Below are 16,610 nucleotides of genomic sequence, written 5' to 3' on the forward strand. Positions count from 1 at the left end.
AGTATAAGTAATCTTTGGCTAATATCGCGGCTATGATAAAGGCAAAAAAGCACTTTGGACAGAATTTTTTACAAGACAAAGCGACACTAGATAAGATCATCCAAGCGATACCCAAGGACGTAGAAAACGTCGTTGAGATTGGGCCTGGCTTAGGTGATTTGACATTTAGACTTTTGCAAATTTACAAGACGACCTCTTTTGAGATAGATTGTGAGCTGTTTCAAATTTTAAAGGTCAAATTTGCAAATGAGATCCAAAATGGACAATTAAAACTTTTTTGTAAAGATGCTTTAGAGCAGTGGCAAGAAGAGGGCGGACTAAGTAGCGAGAACTACTTTTTGGTCGCAAATTTGCCCTATTACGTTGCTACGAAGATGATACTAAATGCGATAGATGACGAAAAATGCCTTGGGCTTATTGTGATGATACAAAAAGAGGTTGCTCTTAAATTTAGTGCAAAGAGCAAGGATAAAGAATTTAGCGCTTTATCGATCCTCGCATCACTGCAAGGCAGGTGTGAGCTTTTGTTTGACGTGGATGCAAAGCTTTTTAATCCACCTCCAAAGGTCACATCTTCAGTCATCAAACTACAAAAAACAAAAAAGATTTTTGGCAAAGACGGGATTTTCAAAGATGCAAAACAATACGAGGCTTTTAAAGCATTTTTAAGAGCCGCGTTTGCTTCGCCAAGAAAGACGCTTTTGAAAAATTTATCCACAAATTTTGACAAAAAGGCGTTAGAAGAAATTTTTGAAGACCTAGGTTTAGCTCAAAATTTACGTCCACACGAGCTAGATGTCGATTCTTATCTAAAAGTATTTGAAAGATTAAAGGAAGATAATGAACGACAAAAACGAAGAGAAAGTTGTAACTAACCAAAGTAAAAACAATAAAAGACGAAGATTTAGACCAAAAAATAAGCCAAAACAAGAGGGCGAAACTACCGAGCAAACCTCACTAGCAAGCAAAAGCGTGATAGATAACTTCTTTGCAGCAGAGCAAGCTGAAAATGAAGCGCACGCCGAGCCAAAGAGTCAAAATCCTCGCCCAAAAAAGCAAAGAAACAACAAAAATCAAAACAAAAATGGCGAAAATAATAAGCCAAAAGAGCAAAAACAGCAAAAAGAAAAGCCAAAACAAGAGCCAAAAGCTGAGGCTAAAAACGAGGCAAAAGAGCAAAAAGAAAAACCTAAAAAGGCTAAAAAACCAAAGAAAAACTTGCCTGCAAAGCTAAATGGCAACGAGCAGTGGCAGCAAGACATCGCAAGCGCGATGGAGGCAAACAAAGCCACTCACGAGCTAAGACTTGAGCCACTAAAATATCTAAATTCAAGCGAGCATAAAATTCGCATAACACCACTTGGCGGTCTTGGCGAGATCGGCGGCAATATGACCGTCTTTGAAACAGAAACCAGCGCCATCATCGTTGATATCGGCATGAGCTTTCCAAGCGAGAGCATGCACGGCGTGGATATCCTCATACCAGACTTTGACTACGTTCGCAAGATAAAAGATAAGATAAAAGGCGTCATCATCACTCACGCACATGAGGATCACATCGGCGCGGTGCCTTACTTTTATAAAGAGTTTAAATTTCCTATCTACGCCACACCGCTTCCGCTTGGCATGATAAATAATAAATTTGAAGAGCACGGCCTAAAGCAAGAGCGCTCACTCTTTCGCTCAGTCGAAAAGAGAAAACCATATCTTATAGGCGACTTTGAAGTCGAGTGGATACATATAACCCACTCTATAATCGACGCCTCAGCACTTGCGATCACGACAAAGGCTGGCACGATCATCCACACAGGCGACTTTAAAATCGACCACACGCCGATAGATGGCTACCCAACAGACCTTGGCAGACTAGCGTATTATGGCGAGCGTGGCGTGCTCTGTCTATTAAGCGATAGCACAAACAGCTATAAAGAGGGCTTTACAAAGAGTGAAAGTAGCGTTGGCAAGACCTTTGACGCGATATTTTCAAAAGCAAAAGGTCGCGTCATTATGAGCACATTTAGCTCAAACATCCACCGCGTCTATCAAGCGATCGAATGGGGGCTAAAATACAACCGCAAAGTCTGTGTCATCGGCAGATCAATGGAGCGAAATTTATACACAGCTATGGAGCTAGGCTACATCAAGCTTGATAAGAAAATTTTCATCGACGCAAACGAGGTTGGTAAATTTAAAGATGACGAAGTACTTATCGTCACTACTGGCTCTCAGGGCGAGACTATGAGCGCGCTTTACCGCATGGCGACAGATGAGCACAAATATATAAAGATAAAGCCAAGCGATCAGATCATAATCAGCTCAAAAGCTATCCCAGGCAACGAAAACAGCGTCTCAACGGTGCTAAATTTCTTACTAAAATCAGGTGCGAGCGTCGCTTACCAAGACTTTAGCGAGATCCACGTCAGCGGTCACGCAGCACAAGAAGAGCAAAAGCTGATGCTTCGCCTGATAAAACCAAAATTTTTCTTGCCAGTGCATGGCGAGTACAACCACATCGCAAAGCACAAAGAGACAGCCATTAGCTGTGGTGTGGATGAGCGAAATATCTATCTAATGAGCGACGGCGATCAGATGGAGGTTTGTCAAAAGTACCTAAAACGTGTAAAAACTGTAAAAACTGGCAAAGTCTTCATAGATAATCAAATAAATAAACAAATTTCAGACGACGTCGTGATCGACAGACAAAATCTCGCTGAAGCAGGTGTCGTCATGATAATCGCTCAAATTTCACGTCACGGCGCAAAGCTCATCAACAAGCCTCGCGTCATCAGTTACGGCCTTGTGGGAGACAAGCAAGACGCTGAGTTTAGAAAAGAGATGGAGGGCGTGCTAGAGCAATACCTAAGCAACGTCAAAGAGGAGCTTTTGAAAGATAGCAGGCTGCTTGAGTCACAAGTGCGTCAAGTGATCAGAAAGCACATATTTAGAAAGGTCAAAAAGTACCCAACTATCGTGCCGATCATCTATCTAATGTAAGGGAAATTTATGCAGACAATGAACCAAATCGCAGCTAGAGTTTTAGAGATAGAAGCAAACGAACTTTTAAGACACGCTAAAAATTTAGCCATAGAAGACGCTGTAAATTTGATATATAACGCAAAGGGCAAGGTCATAGTCACAGGCGTAGGCAAGAGCGGTCATGTGGGCGCAAAGATCGCTGCTACGCTTGCAAGCACTGGCACGCCAAGCTTTTTCTTACACCCAACAGAGGCTATGCACGGCGACCTTGGCATGATAGAAAAGGACGATGTTTTGTTAGCCATTAGCTTTAGTGGCGAGAGCGATGAGCTTATCAAAATTTTGCCTCACGTAAAGCGTTTTGGCGTGAAAATCATCGCAATGGCAAGAAGCATATCAAGCTCGCTTGGTAAATTTAGCGACGCGTTTATCACTACCGACGTAGAGAAAGAGGCCTGCCCACTAAATGCCGCCCCAACAGCATCAACCACGCTAACGTTAGCTCTTGGCGATGCGTTAGCTGTTTGTTTGATGCAAAAGCGCGGCTTTAAAAAAGAGGACTTTGCAAATTTTCATCCAGGTGGCAGCCTTGGCAAAAGGCTATTTTTAAAGGTCAAAGATGTGATGAGAAGCGAAAATTTACCGATAGTTCGCTGGAATGCAACACTAAAAAGTGCGATCGATACGATGACGCATGGCAAGCTTGGCACGGTTCTTATCGTTGATAAAGATGGCGTGCTAAATGCCCTTTTAAGTGACGGCGATCTTAGGCGTGCGCTTATGAGAGAGGACTTTGACTTAGACGAGCCAGCGATGAAATTTGCAACACTGCATCCAAAAGAGATAGATAACAAAGAGATGTTAGCAGTAGATGCGTTAGCCCTCATAGAAAAGTATAAAATTCAGCTTCTAGCCGTCGTAGAAAATGGCGTTCCTGTGGGCGTTTTACACATCCACGACCTTGCAAATTTAGGACTATAAAATGGAAAAAACAAGACTAAACAAATTTATCTCACATAACACAAACTACTCACGCCGTGAGGCAGATGAGCTGATAAAAGCTGGCAAGGTTAGCATAGCAGGGCGTGTGGTTAGCGACCTTGCTACGAGCGTAGACGAAGATGACAAAGTGCGTATAAATGGCCGTTTGATAAAGCTGAAAAAAGAATTTACAGTTATCGTTTATCACAAACAAAAGGGCGAGCTAGTTAGCAAGAAAGATGACCGCGGACGAAAAACGATATATGACACGTTAGATAAGAAATTTGCCAAATTTGTTAGCGTAGGACGCTTAGACTACGCAAGCGAGGGGCTACTTTTACTAACTGACGCCCCAGCGATCGCCACAGCGCTAATGAATAGCGACTTAGAGCGCGAATACTACCTAAAGGTAAAAGGCGAGGTAACAAAAGAGGTGATAGAAGCTATGACAAATGGCTTTTTCGCCAAGGACGCCACCAAAGGCGCTCACGCAAAAACAACTATAAAATCAATGGAATTTAAGCCATTTCTAGCCTACAAAGTCTTTGGCTCAAGTGGCGGCTATACAAAACTAAAGGTCATCATCAACGAGGGTCAAAACAGGGAGCTTCGTCGCTTCTTTGGCTACTTTGACCTTGAAGTGATGGATCTAAAACGTGTTAGTTTTGGGCGTGTTAGCCTTGATATGCTAAAGCCTGGTAAATGGCGCTATTTCGAAAATAGCGAATACGAAGACCTAAGAGACTTTTTAAAGGTTAATAACGTTAGATACTAACATTTTGGCTTGTTTTTCTAACGAAGAGGCAAATTAAATTTATAAAAATGAAGAAGAAATGAAAAAGATTGTTCTTTTATCTGTGATCTTACTTACTACTGGCTTCTCTAAAGATCTTTTTGAGCTTGGGCTTGAAGCTTACGATAAGGGCGAGTTTGATAAAGCCGCCAAGCAATGGCAAAGAGGTTGTAATGATGGAAATATTGATAGTTGCACTAATTTAGGAACTTTATATGAAAACGGTCAAGGTGTGGCGCAGGACTATAATAAAGCAGCCGCCTTGTATAAACACGCTTGTGATAGTAAAGATGCTATTGGTTGCTATAATCTAGGTGGTTTTTATGAAAGAGGGCAAGGAGTAGAGCAAGACTATACCAAAGCTGCCAAACTATACAAAAAAGCTTGTGATGGCAATGTTGCCCAAGCCTACCATAATTTGGGAGTTTTATATATAAACGGTCATGGCGTAGAGAAAGACTATTATAAAGCAGCTCAATTATGGCAAAAAGCTTGCAGTGACAAATATAGCATAAGCTGTTATAATTTAGGGATTTTATACAATATTGGTCAAGGTATAAAACAAGACTATTATAAAGCAGCCGATCTATACAAACAAGCTTGTGATGATGGAGTTAGTGATAGCTGTTCTAGTTTAGGAATTTTATATGAAAACGGTCAAGGCGTAAAACAAGACTACAGCAAATCAGTAGAATTGTATGAAAAAGCTTGCAATAATGGATACAATCGTGGTTGTTTTAATTTAGGAGCTTTTTATCTAAAAGGAAAAGGCGCAAAACAAGACTATCACATAGCAAAAGAATATTTTGGTAAGGCTTGCAAATTAGGGTTTCAATCAGGATGCGATTTTTACAAAAAATTAAACAAATAGCGCCTTAATACTAAAAACAACCCAGTGAGCTCTAATAAATTTATATCTTATTTTATAAAAAGTAGGATCTTTATAGGTTTTATGAGCATTTCTCCGCGTGCTGCGTAGAGCAAGACCTCTTTAAAGTAGTTGTCGTTTATACAATAGGTGTGAAATTTATACACTAACATTAGGCTTGTTTCTCTAACAAAGAGGCAAATTAAATTTATAAAAATGAAGAAAAAATGAAAAAGATTGTTCTTTTATCTCTGATCTTACTTACTACTGGCTTCTCTAAAGATCTTTTTGAGCTTGGGTTTGAAGCTTACAACAAAGGCGAGTTTGATAAAGCCGCCAAACAATGGCAAAAAGCTTGCGACGATAATGTTACTCGAGCTTGTCATAACTTAGGAGTTTTATACGAGGATGCCAAAGGCGTAAAACAAGACTATCGCAAAGCAGCCGAGTTATATAAACGATCATGCTATGGTGGATTTGTTGGTAGCTGCCTAAATTTAGGTGTTTTATATATAAAAGATCGAGGGGTAGAGCAAGACTATAACAAGGCTACCGAGCTATATAAAAAGGCTTGCGACGGCGATATCGCCGAAGCTTGCCATAACTTAGGTGCCTTATATGCGCTAGGCAAAGGCACAAAGAAGGACTATGACTCGGCAAAAAGATACGTTTTTAAAGCTTGCGCTCTAGGTTTCCAAGATGGGTGCGACTACCTTAATAAAATGATTGCCGCAGATGATAATGATGAAAAGATTGAGATCATATTTAAAACTATGATTAAAACGATCAATCATCTAAAACAAATCGACTAACTTCGTAAATTTATATCTTATTTTCTGAAAGTAGGATGTTTATATATGGATTTAGCAGTGTTTCGCCACGTGCTGCGTAGAGCAAGACCTCTTTAAAGTAGTTGTCGTTTATGCCGTAAGTGTGAAACTCATACGCCCCTATGCCGTATCCCATCGGCGTGATATCGATCCTCGAGTACCAAGCATCTTGCGCTAGGATGTAGCGGTTTGTATCTCTTGAATAGACATATAGCTTGATCTTATCTTTGCTCTTTTGCGCCATATACCAGATGAAAGAATTTGTGATGTCGTTAAAGAAGTAGATGTCGCCATTGGGCATGATCGCCTGGGCTGTGTCGTTGTTATCAGCTATGAGCGTTCTGCTCTCATAACATATAAATTTATTTGGAGTAAGCTGTTCTATGGGCTCAGACTTACCGTTATTTAGTACTAAAATTTTATCGTCGCTTATATCGGCATTATAGGCGAGCACGGCTAAGACTAGAGCCAACAAACAAAGAGAAAAAATTTGCTTTATCAAAATAAAAATCCTCTTAACAAATAGTATTTGAGCACGTAAAGCGAGCAGATCAGCACGCAAACACTTAGCCAGATCGATGAAAATTTAAGCTTGTGCGAGTAGTTTGTCTTTGTGATGATCTCCACAAGATATGGCATAAGGCCGTAAAAAATGCCCAAAAATAAACTGCCCCAGATGAGGTAGCCAACGTAATAATAGTCGCTTCTTAGCATGCAGTATGGGCACTTGTGATTTGGCTGCTCATAAACGTAAAGACCAAAAAAGTAGGTGATAGCGTAGTAGCTAAGCACTAAAAATAGCAAATTTGCCACAAAGCTTGCCATGCTTTGCTTTAAGAAATTTAGCGCCAAAATGACAAAAAATAGCACGAAAAAGGCACTCACTAAGCCAAAATTTGTATAGCCAAATGGCAGCTTTGGAGCTTGAAAAGTGACAGAACAGCAAAAGACTGGCACTTTTAGTGGGATATTATAAAAAAACGAAATTTCTATGCCAAGCTCGAGCAGTATCATCACAAAAAGGCAGATAAAAATGGCATATTTTTTCTTTAGATATGGGAAATTTAGAGCCTGCAAGTCGAGCCTATTTATAACTAGCCAGATACCAAGTCCAAAGATGAGTAAAATTTTAGTGAGCATCAAGATGCCACCAAATTTATTTGAGCCGATCACACCAGCCGAGCACATAGCCCCTGGCACGATGTCAGAGAGCTCGTTTAGACAAAGTGCAAAAAATATAAACAAAACGATCTTTGTGCAGACGCTAAAGAGCAAGATCGTATTTACAAGGTAGTTTTGCTTCTCAAGTGAGTATTGAAGCGATGTTAGTGCGTTATAGTCCCACGATTTCACGATCCTGACGACATAAAATAGCGAAATACTCATCAAAACTAACAGCACAAACTCCGCTAACAAAAAGGCGATAACGGCGTTTGATAAAAATACACTCATACTATCTCTCCATTTTGCAGGCTAACAACTCTATCTGTGGCGCTTAGCTCGTCAAAAATGCTATCGTGAGTGGCAACTATAACGCTTTTTTTAAGCGCCTTAAATGACTCTAGTAAGCCTAAAAACGCACGTGCGTTATCTCTATCTAAATTTGCCGTTGGCTCATCAGCCAAAATGATATCCGCATCCATTGATAAAGCCCTAGCCACCGCACATCTTTGGCGCTCGCCGCCGCTTAAATTTGATACGTTTTCATCTCTTTTGTGAGCGATGTTTGCAAGCTCAAGAGCCCTTTTTATCATCTCTTCACGCACGTTCGCCTTGAAATTTGTTAGAGCAAACGGAGCTAACAAATTTTCATAGACGCTTAAACCCTCTATGAGGTTAAAATTTTGAAAAACAAGCCCAAGCCTTTTGTGCCTAAACTCGGAGCAAAATGCGTCAGGCAGCTTTGCTATGTTAGTGCCGTCTATCAAAATTTCCCCGCTAGTTGGCTTTTGAAGTAGGGCGATGAGCGAGAGTAGGGTGCTTTTGCCACTTCCGCTAACGCCTTTTAGTATGACTAACTCGCCGTTATTAACATCTAAATTTATATTTTTTAGAGCACAAAACTCGTTTTGTTTGCCTTGGTTATAGACTAGGCTAACGCCTCTAATGTTTATCATTTTAGCCCCTCATTTATGTCGCCACACGCCACACGCCACGACGGGATAAGCACAAATGCCAAAAATGGTATGACGCCAAAGACGAAGATCAAAAAGAGCTTATCAAACTCCAAAATAGGCGTGAAATTTGTAAAATTTAAAAGCTCATCGCCTAAAAATATCCCCTTTAAAAACGGCGCATTTAGCACAAATACAAAGAGATAAGCTAACATAACGCCAAGCAAAAATGCGCTAACGCTAACAATGAAATTTTGTATAAATTTTAAAAAAATGATCTCTTTTATACTAAAGCCGATACTTCGCAAAATAGCTATCTCACGCTTTTTACTGCCGTAAGCAAGTGAAATTTGGTTTTTAAGTAGCACGAAAAATATTAGCATAACACTAACATAAATACTCATAAAAATTCCACCCTTATAGTAGTAAAGGTGCCTAATGTTTGCCACCTCGTCTTCTATGCTAATGGCAAATGAGTTTGGATATAAATTCTCTATCTTTAATGCCACTTGGCTGATCTCGTCGCTATTTGGCACATCGACATAGAGCTTTGTGTATTCTTCATCTTTTAAATTTAAGATAGCTCTTAGCGTTTTTGGGTGCAAAAATATCGCGTTATTTGTGATAAGTCCGCTTTGTTTTGGCATGGTTTTTACTATCTTTACTGGTATCATGCGCTCTTCTGTTAAGAAGTTAAAGCTCTCATCGTAGTAAAGCTCATTCATAGCCGCCTTTACGCCCTCGCCAACGATCATCTCGTCTTCTTTTAGGCTATCATCCTCATATAGATGAAACCAGACGCGCTTTTGCACAAAATAATACTCCCCATCAACCACGCCCCTAACGTCAGCCACGCCATCGATCTTTGAGATGTCGTAGATGTAGCCAGGGTGCATGAGATCGTTTTTGCCAGCACGAAATGCGCTAACTACGATGCTTGAGCGATCTTTTACCAAGCTTATGAGATCATGCTGGATCGAGCCAGAGATGAAAAGCACCGAGCTTAGCACGAAGATAATGAGCGCAAATAGACAAAAGCTAAAAAGGTGGTCTTTTTTGTCTTTAAAGAGCAGGACCACAGCGTAGTTTATGAAATTTCTACTTATCATAGACAAAGCCTTTTTGCTCTTTTAGGCTAAAGCTAGAAGCTAAATTTGCCCTTGTTATCTTTGAAATTTCTCTTAGCTCATCTTGCTTTGCTTTGCGGTCAAAGCTAAGGTAGTGCGCTGCCAAAAGCGTGTAAGAGAGTCCAAAAAATAACGCCAAAAATGCTAGAAATTTCACTTTATTTACCGATAAATGTCTTTATCTCGTCAAATTTTATGACACCTTTGCCAGCGTGATCTTTCATAAAGCTATTTGCCTTTGCTTCGTCTTTAAATGGGATAAACTCCTCGCCCATCGGTCCAAAAACGTTTGAGCCATGAACGTAAAACGCCTCTTTTGCATCAAGCTTTTCAAGCGTGTAATAATCACTCACATAAGCCTCTTTCGCCACCTCATCAGCGAAGTAAAATTGCGCCATATCTTTTACGCCGTCAAAGTAATAGTCCTTGCCACCAGCCTTTATAAGCGTCGCCCACTGCTTGTTTTTTATAGGCATGCCACACACCGCACATCTTGCGTCCTTTGGCAGCTCGATGCGCTCTTTTGCCCCTTTATAGGCGTTTATGTTTGCCTCACTAGTCAAATTTCCAGCCCACAAGGCAAAAACCGCACTAAGCAACAAAGCTATAAATTTCATCTTATCTCCTTTAATCTCTCTTTTTCTAACTCGCCCTTTTCATAGAGCTTTTTTAACATCTCATCATCAAAGTCTATCTCGTAGTAGCCCTTTACAAACTCACTAAATTTAGCAAACTCATCAAAAGCATATCCAAGCAGCCAGCGTCCGCCGTTATTGCCACCGACTAAATTTTGATGCTCCGTCCCGTCATACCAGATAAAAAAGGTCGTTTGCTCTATCTCATCTGGCAAGAAGTAAGAGCGAAATTTAGCAGCTTCGTCACTATAAATTTGCTCTACTACGCTTTTATCAGAACCAGCACTTAGCGAATTTAGCTCATTTTCGTGATCAAACCCTCTAACCAGCACCGCCTCGCGCGTAAATATCACGTCTAGTAGATCGCCCTGCCCGTTATCTACTACGTATCTTAGGCTATTTTCATCCTCTTTTTTAGAAATGAGCCTTAGATAATCTTCTCCTGGCTCTAAAAAAGCACTATCAAGTAGATAAAGTGCCTCTAGGCTTGCCTCTTTATTGCCCCAGTTTTTAAAGCTCATCAATTCTTTCCTAAAATTTCTAAATTCTCGCACGCCTCTTTTAAGCCATTTTTGCAGCTTTTAGTGAAAATTTCACGTGCTTTTTCCACGTCTTCTTTCACGCCTTTGCCCTCAGCTAGCATGATAGCGTAGTTGTTGCAGCCTTTTTCATAGGCGTATATGCACGCTTGCTCGTAAAGCTTTGTCGCTTTTGTAAGGTTTTGATCAACCCCTTGTCCATAAACATATAAAAAGCCAAGATTGTCACATCCTATACCAGCTTCGTTTGCGCAAGCCATCTCGTAGTTTGCTTTGGCTTTTGCGTAGTCTTTCTCGACGCCTTCGCCCTGAGCGTATAGGTAGCCAAGGTTGCTACAACCCATGCCGTCCCCTGCCTTGCAGGCCTTTTCATAGAGCTCTTTTGCCTTTTTTAGATCTTTTTCTACGCCAGTGCCATTTGCATAAAGCAAGCCAAGGTTGCTGCAAGCCATAGAGAAATTTTGATCGCAAGCCTTTTCATAAAGCATTGCCGCCTTTGCCTCGTCCTTTTTGACGTTGCCATCACCCCTGCTGTAAAGCACAGCTAGGTTGTAGCAGCCTGATGCCTTTTTCTCTTTGTCACAAGCATATTCATAAATTTGCGCTAGTTTGTTGTGATCATCTTTTGCGTTTAAAGCCTCTTTTATGTAGCCAGCATTTAAAACGCACAAACTAGCAGCCAGTAAAATCAAACTCTTCATCATATCTCCTAAACTACTTTTATATCTCTGCCGCGGTAGGCTAGGGCGATCAGCAAGGCAAGAGCCGCTAAGATCAAATATATTACCCCTGAGATGCCAAAGCTCTCACCATTTGCGTATGAGTGAAGTCCGCTAAGATAAAAATTTACTCCAAAATATGTAAAAAGCACCGAAGCAAATGATAGCACGCTAGCTGTTAAAAAGGCAAAAACGCCCCTAAGCTTTGGTATAAATCTTAAATGAAGCACTATGGCATAGACGATGATCGTGATGTATGACCAGCTCTCTTTGCTGTCCCAGCCCCAGTATCTGCCCCAGCTCTCATTCGCCCAGACGCCGCCTAAGAAATTTCCGATCGTTAGCAAGCTAAGTCCTATGATGAGGCTTAGCTCGTCGGTGGCGGCAAGGTATCTTATCTGTTCGCTAAGCTTTTGCTCATTTTTGTCATTTTTTAGAGCCATTAATATAAGCCCCACAAGCCCAAGCACAAAGCCAAAGCCTAAAAAGCCGTAGCTTGCTGTGATGACGCTTACATGCACGCTGAGCCAAAATGACTTTAAAACTGGGACTAAATTTGTTATCTGTGGGTTTATAAAATTTAGATGAGCAACGAGCAAGCTAACACTTGCAAAGAGCGAAGCAGCGCCTAGTGCGAAGCTTTGATGCTTAAAAAATAGCACTCCAGCTAGCACGCTTATAAGCGAGATATAGACTAAACTCTCATAAGCATCACTCCAAGGTGCGTGACCTGAGATGTAAGCGCGTAGGGCTAAATTTAGAGCATGCACCACAAATGCAGTGAAAAACGCAAGGCTAAGCGCTCTTTCAAATCTAAATTTCCTCCCAAAAAAGAGCTTATAAAAGCCAAGGGCGAGCGAAGCAAGAGCTAGGATCATGTAAAAATAGATAAGAAATTTAAATATCTCCATTTGGTTATAAAGCACTTCAATGCTGGCCTTTGCCTCGCTTGGCGCAAGAGAGCCTAGAGTGCTTCTTTGATAGCTTGAAATTTGCTCCAAACTCTTATCAGCCCCTGCGCACTCGCCACTTTTTACGCAAAGGCTTAAATTTTCTATGTAAGCTCCTAAAACGCTTTTAAACTCGTTTAAAATTTCATCTTTGCTAAAGGCTTCATTTACGCCTAGCCACGTGATCGCGTCATTATTTTTAGCTGGGATAAATTTTAAAATTTCGCCCTTTAGCGCAAGGTATAAGACATTTAGCCTCTCATCAAATTTAATGACGTCGTTATCAAATTTATCTCTTTTTGAGGCGGATTTTTCATTGGCAGCCTCTACAAATTTAGCCAGCTTATACTCGCCATTTTCGTTAAAAACGTCATTAAAGCTAGCAAATTTCTCACTAACGCCAAGAAGCTCGCCCACACGCTCGCTCGTGATCTTTACTATCCTTTTATCCATCCACTCTTGTGGCGAGATGGCAAAAGAGAGCATCAGCTCATCGCTACTAAGCCCAAAAAGCGTCGTTTTGGTTGAAATTTTGCTTATTACTGCTCTTGTGTAAGAGCCAGCTGGTGCGATCCTGCTATCAGTTTGAACTAAAATTTTGGCAAATTTATCTGCATGAGCTTTAAAATTTATGGCTTCATCGCTTGCGAAATTTGGCATGGCATTTAGTAAAAGCAGGGCTAAAAATGCAAACTGAGTGCCTTTTATGAAGTTACAAAGTCTAAAAAAACGGCTCTTTTTGCTAAATAAATTTCCCACAAAGCCAAGGCAAAGTAGAAAATATCCGATGTAAGTTGGCACTTTACCAGGATCAAAGCTGATCTCAAAGGCGCTTCCAAGCTCGTCAGCGTCGTATGATGATTGAAAAATTTTATAGCCCATGATGCTTAGTGGGTGATTTAGTGAAATTTCATGCTCGCTGCCTGCAATGCTTACTTTGCTCGTGTAAGATGATGGGCTATTTAGCCCTGCGTAGCGCTCTAGGATAAATTTATCAAGCCTTAGTGTAAATGGTAAATTTATCGCCCTTGAGCTAAAGTAAAATTTAGCCTCTTGCCCATCAAAGCTTAAAATGCTTGGCTCAAGATCATATCCAGCTCCGCCTTTTAGCTTGGCGCTCTTGCTCTTTTCATTAGCAAAGCCAGCCTCTATGGTAAGCGTGGCCGGAGCGTTTTTCTCATCTTTTTTGTAGCCAGTTATCTTTATCTCAAATTCTTTGCCATTTATATCTTTTTTAAAGCCAAAGTCGTTTTTGCCAAGCAGGCTAAGTTTTAGTGGATATTCAAAGCTTTCATTTGAAATTTGCACTCTCAAATATGGCTTTGTGCTTTGCATATAGTTGCCGCTCTCGCCCACTCTAAGATGCAATACACCCTCTTCGCCAAAGTATCTTGTAAGCGCAGCACCGATGAAGATCAGAATAAAAGCAAGATGTATCAAAAATGCGCCAAATTTCTTATACATCTTGGTTTTTACGATGCTAATGGCTAAGCAAATGGCACAAACTGCCATGACGCACTCGTACCAGAGCGCTTCATAAACAAGCACTCTAGCCGTCTGTGTGTCATAAAAATTTTCCAAAAAGGTCGCCACCCCTGCACCAAAAGCAAGGATAAATAATAATATTAAAGACAAGCGATAAACGTTTAAAATTTTCATCACCTGCCCTTAAGCCTTAAATGCTATAAGTCTGTCCTGCATAAAGTATAAAAACCCTAAGCAATAAAACGCCAACGACTGCTGCAAACGAGCCAAGGTAGAAGCTAAATTTCATCTTGCCAAGTGCAAAATTTAAAACAAGAGGCAAGACAAAGCCAACTAAAACAACCCCAAGCCAAAAGAATTTAGCCCAAACGCCACTATAAAATGCAACTGCCGCGCCTTGCTGATAGCTTGAGCCAAGCAAAAGTGAGACAAAAAGCATTAAAATGAGTAAAATTTCAGTGCATAAGACGTAAAACTCCACGCCATGAAGCGAGCTAAGGTCGCTTGAGTGCGGATCTTCTTTGAAAAATAGTGCCGCTATCAAGCTGCTACCACTTATGCCAGCACTAAGCCCTGAAGCTATGAAAAGCGCTGGTAAAACAGCGGTGTTTAAAAGTGGAAATCTAATGAGCACCGAGATCAAAAAGCCTGTATATGCGCAAATGATAACCGCAAAAAGCAGGCAAAGCGCGCTTAAGAGCGGATAAAGTGGCGATAAAATTTTCATCACGCCATCAAAAAAGCCACAAAATGACTTTAGCTCCGCATTAAAGGCGTATAGACACATCAAAAAGCTAAGCGGTATAAACACGCAAAGCGCGGCTACACCGATAGACATAACCGATGTGAAGTTGTAATTAATCAAAATTTTCCAAAACAAAAGTGGCTTTTCAAGGTCAGCTATCAAGCAAACCATGCCAAGCATGATGCTAACAAAGGCTAGAAGCGAAGCAGCCTTAAAAAATGGACTAAAGCCATCTTGTCTTTTGTAACGCTTTAGAACTATGGCAGCTATTAGCGCTCCGCCACTCATGCCAGCTAGCAAAAGATAAACAGCGATCGGCCAGCCCCACTCAACTGCGTGCGAAAATGTCGCAGTGAAATTTAATGCACCATCCATCTTACACCCCCGCTTTTACTTTAGGAATATATCTAAGGCTTGGTTTTGTGCCAAGTTCTGCTCTTAGCCTTATGCTGTCTTTGACAGCTAGTAATTGGCTAATGTGCGAGCTCTCATCGTTTAAATCGCCAAATACCAAAGCCTCATATCTGCACGCCTCGACGCAGGCTGGATCTTTTTTATCCTTTAAATTTGTATCTATGCAGAAGTTACAGCTTTGGGCTGAGTGACTAAACTTATCGATATATCTCACGTCGTAAGGACAGGCTACGATGCAGTATTTACAGGCGATGCAGTCATCTATGTTTGTAGTTTGGATGCCAGTTTTTATGTCCTTGTGACAGGCTTTTGTTGGGCAAACAGCCACGCAAGGCGCATCCTCACACTGCTGACAAGATATTCTTACATATCTTTTATCAAGCAAATTTTTTGGATCAGTCTTATCCTCTACAAAAAGTCTCATCTGTCCTTTTGGGACTAAATTTACCTCCCTGCATGCCACTTCGCAGTCCGTGCAACCAACGCATTTATTTTGGTCAAATATCATGCCAAAATGTGGTTTTTTCGCACTCTCTTCACTCTTAAAAGCAAAACCACTACTTGCCACGCTAGCACCAGCAGCCACAACTGCCATGCGTTTGAAAAAGGCTCTTCTGCTATTTTGATTTTGCATTTTTTAACTCCATTTATGCCTTAATGAGGCTTTTTAATGCCCTCATTTTGCTCTTTTTCATGAATTTTTCTTGCCGCCTCAGCTAGTTCGCCAGGCTTTAAGACCTTAATAAGCTCTATCTCAAAAACGATAGTCTCGCCTCCAGGTATCCCCTCTATGCCGCTATCGCCGTATGCAAGCTCAGGCGGGATGACAAATTTAAACTTCTCGCCCTCTTTCATAAGCATCAGTCCCTCTTCAAGTCCAGGGATCAAATTTAGCATCGAAAGATGAGCTGGAGCCTCTTTTGTCTCGTCAAAGACCTTGCCATCAACAAAGCTTGCTTTATAATTTACTATGATGATGCTCTCAGGCTTTGGAGTAGCTCCTTTTGAGCTACCTTTTATGATCTCATATTGTAAATTTGATTTTGTTGTTTTTACATTTTTGTTTTTTGCATTTTTTTCCATATAGGCTTTGCCTTGGGCCAAATTCTCTTTTAGCTTGGCAGCCTCTTTTTCTTTTACTATCTTGTCTAAATTTTCAGCTCTTTTGTTTAGTAGCTTTGCTATCTCATCATCACTTAGTTTTAACTCGTTCTTTAGCGCATCGCTAAAGCCTTTTATCACCGCATCAGCGTCATAGCCAACACCTAGTTGCTTTTGATCTAGCAGTCCTTTTAAAACATATCCGCCGCTTGTTGCACCTATGGCGTAAGAGTCGTTTGTATCGACATTTGCTAAGAGGCTAGCCACGCTTAGGCTAAGAAGTAGCGAACATTTTAAAAACGCATTTTTCATTTCGAACCCTTAAAATTTAAA

The 16,610-nt window shown here is 40.8% G+C and carries 19 protein-coding genes; 6 read left to right on the forward strand and 13 right to left on the reverse strand.

The annotated features are described in order from the left end of the window. Positions 1-32 precede the first annotated feature (32 nt). From rsmA to CVT08_RS09920, 5 genes are read left to right on the forward strand one after another with little or no spacing between them, the layout of a single operon-like run. Entirely contained in the window at positions 33-875 is an 843-nt protein-coding gene (gene rsmA, locus CVT08_RS09900; protein ID WP_107856367.1) for a 16S rRNA (adenine(1518)-N(6)/adenine(1519)-N(6))-dimethyltransferase RsmA, read from the forward strand. Then, positions 841-2,994 carry a ribonuclease J gene (locus tag CVT08_RS09905; RefSeq protein WP_230855938.1) on the forward strand — a complete coding sequence of 718 codons (2,154 nt, stop codon included), beginning with the start codon at positions 841-843 and terminating at the stop codon, positions 2,992-2,994. The genes rsmA and CVT08_RS09905 overlap by 35 nt, the downstream gene beginning before the upstream one ends. Before the next feature lie 9 nt (positions 2,995-3,003). Then, complete coding sequence (locus CVT08_RS09910; protein WP_107856318.1) at positions 3,004-3,957, forward strand: KpsF/GutQ family sugar-phosphate isomerase; 954 nt, start codon at positions 3,004-3,006, stop codon at positions 3,955-3,957. A 1-nt stretch (position 3,958) separates the two neighbouring features. Beyond that, complete coding sequence (locus tag CVT08_RS09915; protein WP_009295179.1) at positions 3,959-4,732, forward strand: pseudouridine synthase; 774 nt, start codon at positions 3,959-3,961, stop codon at positions 4,730-4,732. A gap of 58 nt (positions 4,733-4,790) precedes the next feature. After that, on the forward strand, positions 4,791-5,621 hold the full coding sequence (locus CVT08_RS09920) for a tetratricopeptide repeat protein (RefSeq protein ID WP_107856319.1): 831 nt from the start codon (positions 4,791-4,793) through the stop codon (positions 5,619-5,621). 47 nt (positions 5,622-5,668) lie between these two features. Here the strand turns inward: CVT08_RS09920 and CVT08_RS10345 are convergent, their stop codons facing one another. Beyond that, on the reverse strand, positions 5,669-5,791 hold the full coding sequence (locus tag CVT08_RS10345; protein ID WP_265094281.1) for a hypothetical protein: 123 nt from the start codon (positions 5,789-5,791) through the stop codon (positions 5,669-5,671). 54 nt (positions 5,792-5,845) lie between these two features. On the opposite strand from CVT08_RS10345, the gene CVT08_RS09925 reads away from it, so the two are divergent. Next, complete coding sequence (locus tag CVT08_RS09925; RefSeq protein ID WP_107856320.1) at positions 5,846-6,430, forward strand: tetratricopeptide repeat protein; 585 nt, start codon at positions 5,846-5,848, stop codon at positions 6,428-6,430. Between the two features lie 10 nt (positions 6,431-6,440). Here CVT08_RS09925 and CVT08_RS09930 read toward each other — a convergent pair whose 3' ends face one another. Genes CVT08_RS09930 through CVT08_RS09985 form a run of 12 tightly spaced genes read right to left on the reverse strand, consistent with a single transcriptional unit; the run spans position 6,441 to position 16,589 of the window. Beyond that, complete coding sequence (locus CVT08_RS09930) at positions 6,441-6,950, reverse strand: hypothetical protein (protein WP_107856321.1); 510 nt, start codon at positions 6,948-6,950, stop codon at positions 6,441-6,443. Beyond that, positions 6,947-7,900, reverse strand: a complete 954-nt coding sequence (locus CVT08_RS09935; RefSeq protein WP_107856322.1) for a hypothetical protein — start codon at positions 7,898-7,900, stop codon at positions 6,947-6,949. Before CVT08_RS09935 ends, CVT08_RS09930 begins: the two co-directional genes overlap by 4 nt. After that, a complete protein-coding gene (locus CVT08_RS09940; protein WP_107856323.1) occupies positions 7,897-8,565 on the reverse strand; it encodes an ABC transporter ATP-binding protein in 669 nt (222 codons plus the stop codon). Before CVT08_RS09940 ends, CVT08_RS09935 begins: the two co-directional genes overlap by 4 nt. Beyond that, complete coding sequence (locus CVT08_RS09945) at positions 8,562-9,671, reverse strand: ABC transporter permease (RefSeq protein WP_107856324.1); 1,110 nt, start codon at positions 9,669-9,671, stop codon at positions 8,562-8,564. The genes CVT08_RS09940 and CVT08_RS09945 overlap by 4 nt, the downstream gene beginning before the upstream one ends. Continuing rightward, positions 9,661-9,846, reverse strand: a complete 186-nt coding sequence (locus CVT08_RS09950) for a hypothetical protein (RefSeq protein WP_021092472.1) — start codon at positions 9,844-9,846, stop codon at positions 9,661-9,663. The genes CVT08_RS09945 and CVT08_RS09950 overlap by 11 nt, the downstream gene beginning before the upstream one ends. 1 nt (position 9,847) lies before the next feature. Next, positions 9,848-10,306 (reverse strand): nitrous oxide reductase accessory protein NosL, encoded by a 459-nt coding sequence (locus CVT08_RS09955; protein ID WP_107856325.1) that lies wholly within the window; start codon positions 10,304-10,306, stop codon positions 9,848-9,850. After that, positions 10,303-10,845 carry a hypothetical protein gene (locus CVT08_RS09960; protein ID WP_107856326.1) on the reverse strand — a complete coding sequence of 181 codons (543 nt, stop codon included), beginning with the start codon at positions 10,843-10,845 and terminating at the stop codon, positions 10,303-10,305. The genes CVT08_RS09955 and CVT08_RS09960 overlap by 4 nt, the downstream gene beginning before the upstream one ends. Continuing rightward, positions 10,845-11,564 carry a tetratricopeptide repeat protein gene (locus CVT08_RS09965; RefSeq protein ID WP_107856327.1) on the reverse strand — a complete coding sequence of 240 codons (720 nt, stop codon included), beginning with the start codon at positions 11,562-11,564 and terminating at the stop codon, positions 10,845-10,847. Before CVT08_RS09965 ends, CVT08_RS09960 begins: the two co-directional genes overlap by 1 nt. A gap of 8 nt (positions 11,565-11,572) precedes the next feature. Further along, positions 11,573-14,191: a cytochrome c biogenesis protein gene (gene ccsA / locus CVT08_RS09970; RefSeq protein WP_107856328.1), complete on the reverse strand. Its 2,619-nt coding sequence runs from the start codon at positions 14,189-14,191 to the stop codon at positions 11,573-11,575. Positions 14,192-14,207: 16 nt separating this feature from the next. Then, positions 14,208-15,137, reverse strand: a complete 930-nt coding sequence (gene nrfD / locus CVT08_RS09975) for an NrfD/PsrC family molybdoenzyme membrane anchor subunit (RefSeq protein WP_107856329.1) — start codon at positions 15,135-15,137, stop codon at positions 14,208-14,210. Position 15,138: 1 nt separating this feature from the next. Further along, the gene (locus tag CVT08_RS09980) at positions 15,139-15,810 is read right to left on the reverse strand and encodes a 4Fe-4S dicluster domain-containing protein (protein ID WP_107856330.1); all 672 of its coding nucleotides are present in this window, start codon (positions 15,808-15,810) and stop codon (positions 15,139-15,141) included. A 20-nt stretch (positions 15,811-15,830) separates the two neighbouring features. Next, positions 15,831-16,589 (reverse strand): FKBP-type peptidyl-prolyl cis-trans isomerase, encoded by a 759-nt coding sequence (locus CVT08_RS09985; protein WP_107856331.1) that lies wholly within the window; start codon positions 16,587-16,589, stop codon positions 15,831-15,833. Positions 16,590-16,610 lie beyond the last annotated feature (21 nt).

Source organism: Campylobacter concisus (assembly GCF_003048835.2).
GTDB lineage: Bacteria > Campylobacterota > Campylobacteria > Campylobacterales > Campylobacteraceae > Campylobacter_A > Campylobacter_A concisus_D.

Coding starts and splice junctions, on each gene's coding strand:
- rsmA (WP_107856367.1), top strand. CDS start 33: ATGATAAAGGCAAAAAAGCACTTTGGACAGAATTTTTTACAAGACAAA.
- CVT08_RS09905 (WP_230855938.1), top strand. CDS start 841: ATGAACGACAAAAACGAAGAGAAAGTTGTAACTAACCAAAGTAAAAAC.
- CVT08_RS09910 (WP_107856318.1), top strand. CDS start 3,004: ATGCAGACAATGAACCAAATCGCAGCTAGAGTTTTAGAGATAGAAGCA.
- CVT08_RS09915 (WP_009295179.1), top strand. CDS start 3,959: ATGGAAAAAACAAGACTAAACAAATTTATCTCACATAACACAAACTAC.
- CVT08_RS09920 (WP_107856319.1), top strand. CDS start 4,791: ATGAAAAAGATTGTTCTTTTATCTGTGATCTTACTTACTACTGGCTTC.
- CVT08_RS10345 (WP_265094281.1), bottom strand. CDS start 5,791: ATGTTAGTGTATAAATTTCACACCTATTGTATAAACGACAACTACTTT.
- CVT08_RS09925 (WP_107856320.1), top strand. CDS start 5,846: ATGAAAAAGATTGTTCTTTTATCTCTGATCTTACTTACTACTGGCTTC.
- CVT08_RS09935 (WP_107856322.1), bottom strand. CDS start 7,900: ATGAGTGTATTTTTATCAAACGCCGTTATCGCCTTTTTGTTAGCGGAG.
- CVT08_RS09940 (WP_107856323.1), bottom strand. CDS start 8,565: ATGATAAACATTAGAGGCGTTAGCCTAGTCTATAACCAAGGCAAACAA.
- CVT08_RS09945 (WP_107856324.1), bottom strand. CDS start 9,671: ATGATAAGTAGAAATTTCATAAACTACGCTGTGGTCCTGCTCTTTAAA.
- CVT08_RS09955 (WP_107856325.1), bottom strand. CDS start 10,306: ATGAAATTTATAGCTTTGTTGCTTAGTGCGGTTTTTGCCTTGTGGGCT.
- CVT08_RS09960 (WP_107856326.1), bottom strand. CDS start 10,845: ATGAGCTTTAAAAACTGGGGCAATAAAGAGGCAAGCCTAGAGGCACTT.
- CVT08_RS09965 (WP_107856327.1), bottom strand. CDS start 11,564: ATGAAGAGTTTGATTTTACTGGCTGCTAGTTTGTGCGTTTTAAATGCT.
- ccsA (WP_107856328.1), bottom strand. CDS start 14,191: ATGAAAATTTTAAACGTTTATCGCTTGTCTTTAATATTATTATTTATC.
- nrfD (WP_107856329.1), bottom strand. CDS start 15,137: ATGGATGGTGCATTAAATTTCACTGCGACATTTTCGCACGCAGTTGAG.
- CVT08_RS09980 (WP_107856330.1), bottom strand. CDS start 15,810: ATGCAAAATCAAAATAGCAGAAGAGCCTTTTTCAAACGCATGGCAGTT.
- CVT08_RS09985 (WP_107856331.1), bottom strand. CDS start 16,589: ATGAAAAATGCGTTTTTAAAATGTTCGCTACTTCTTAGCCTAAGCGTG.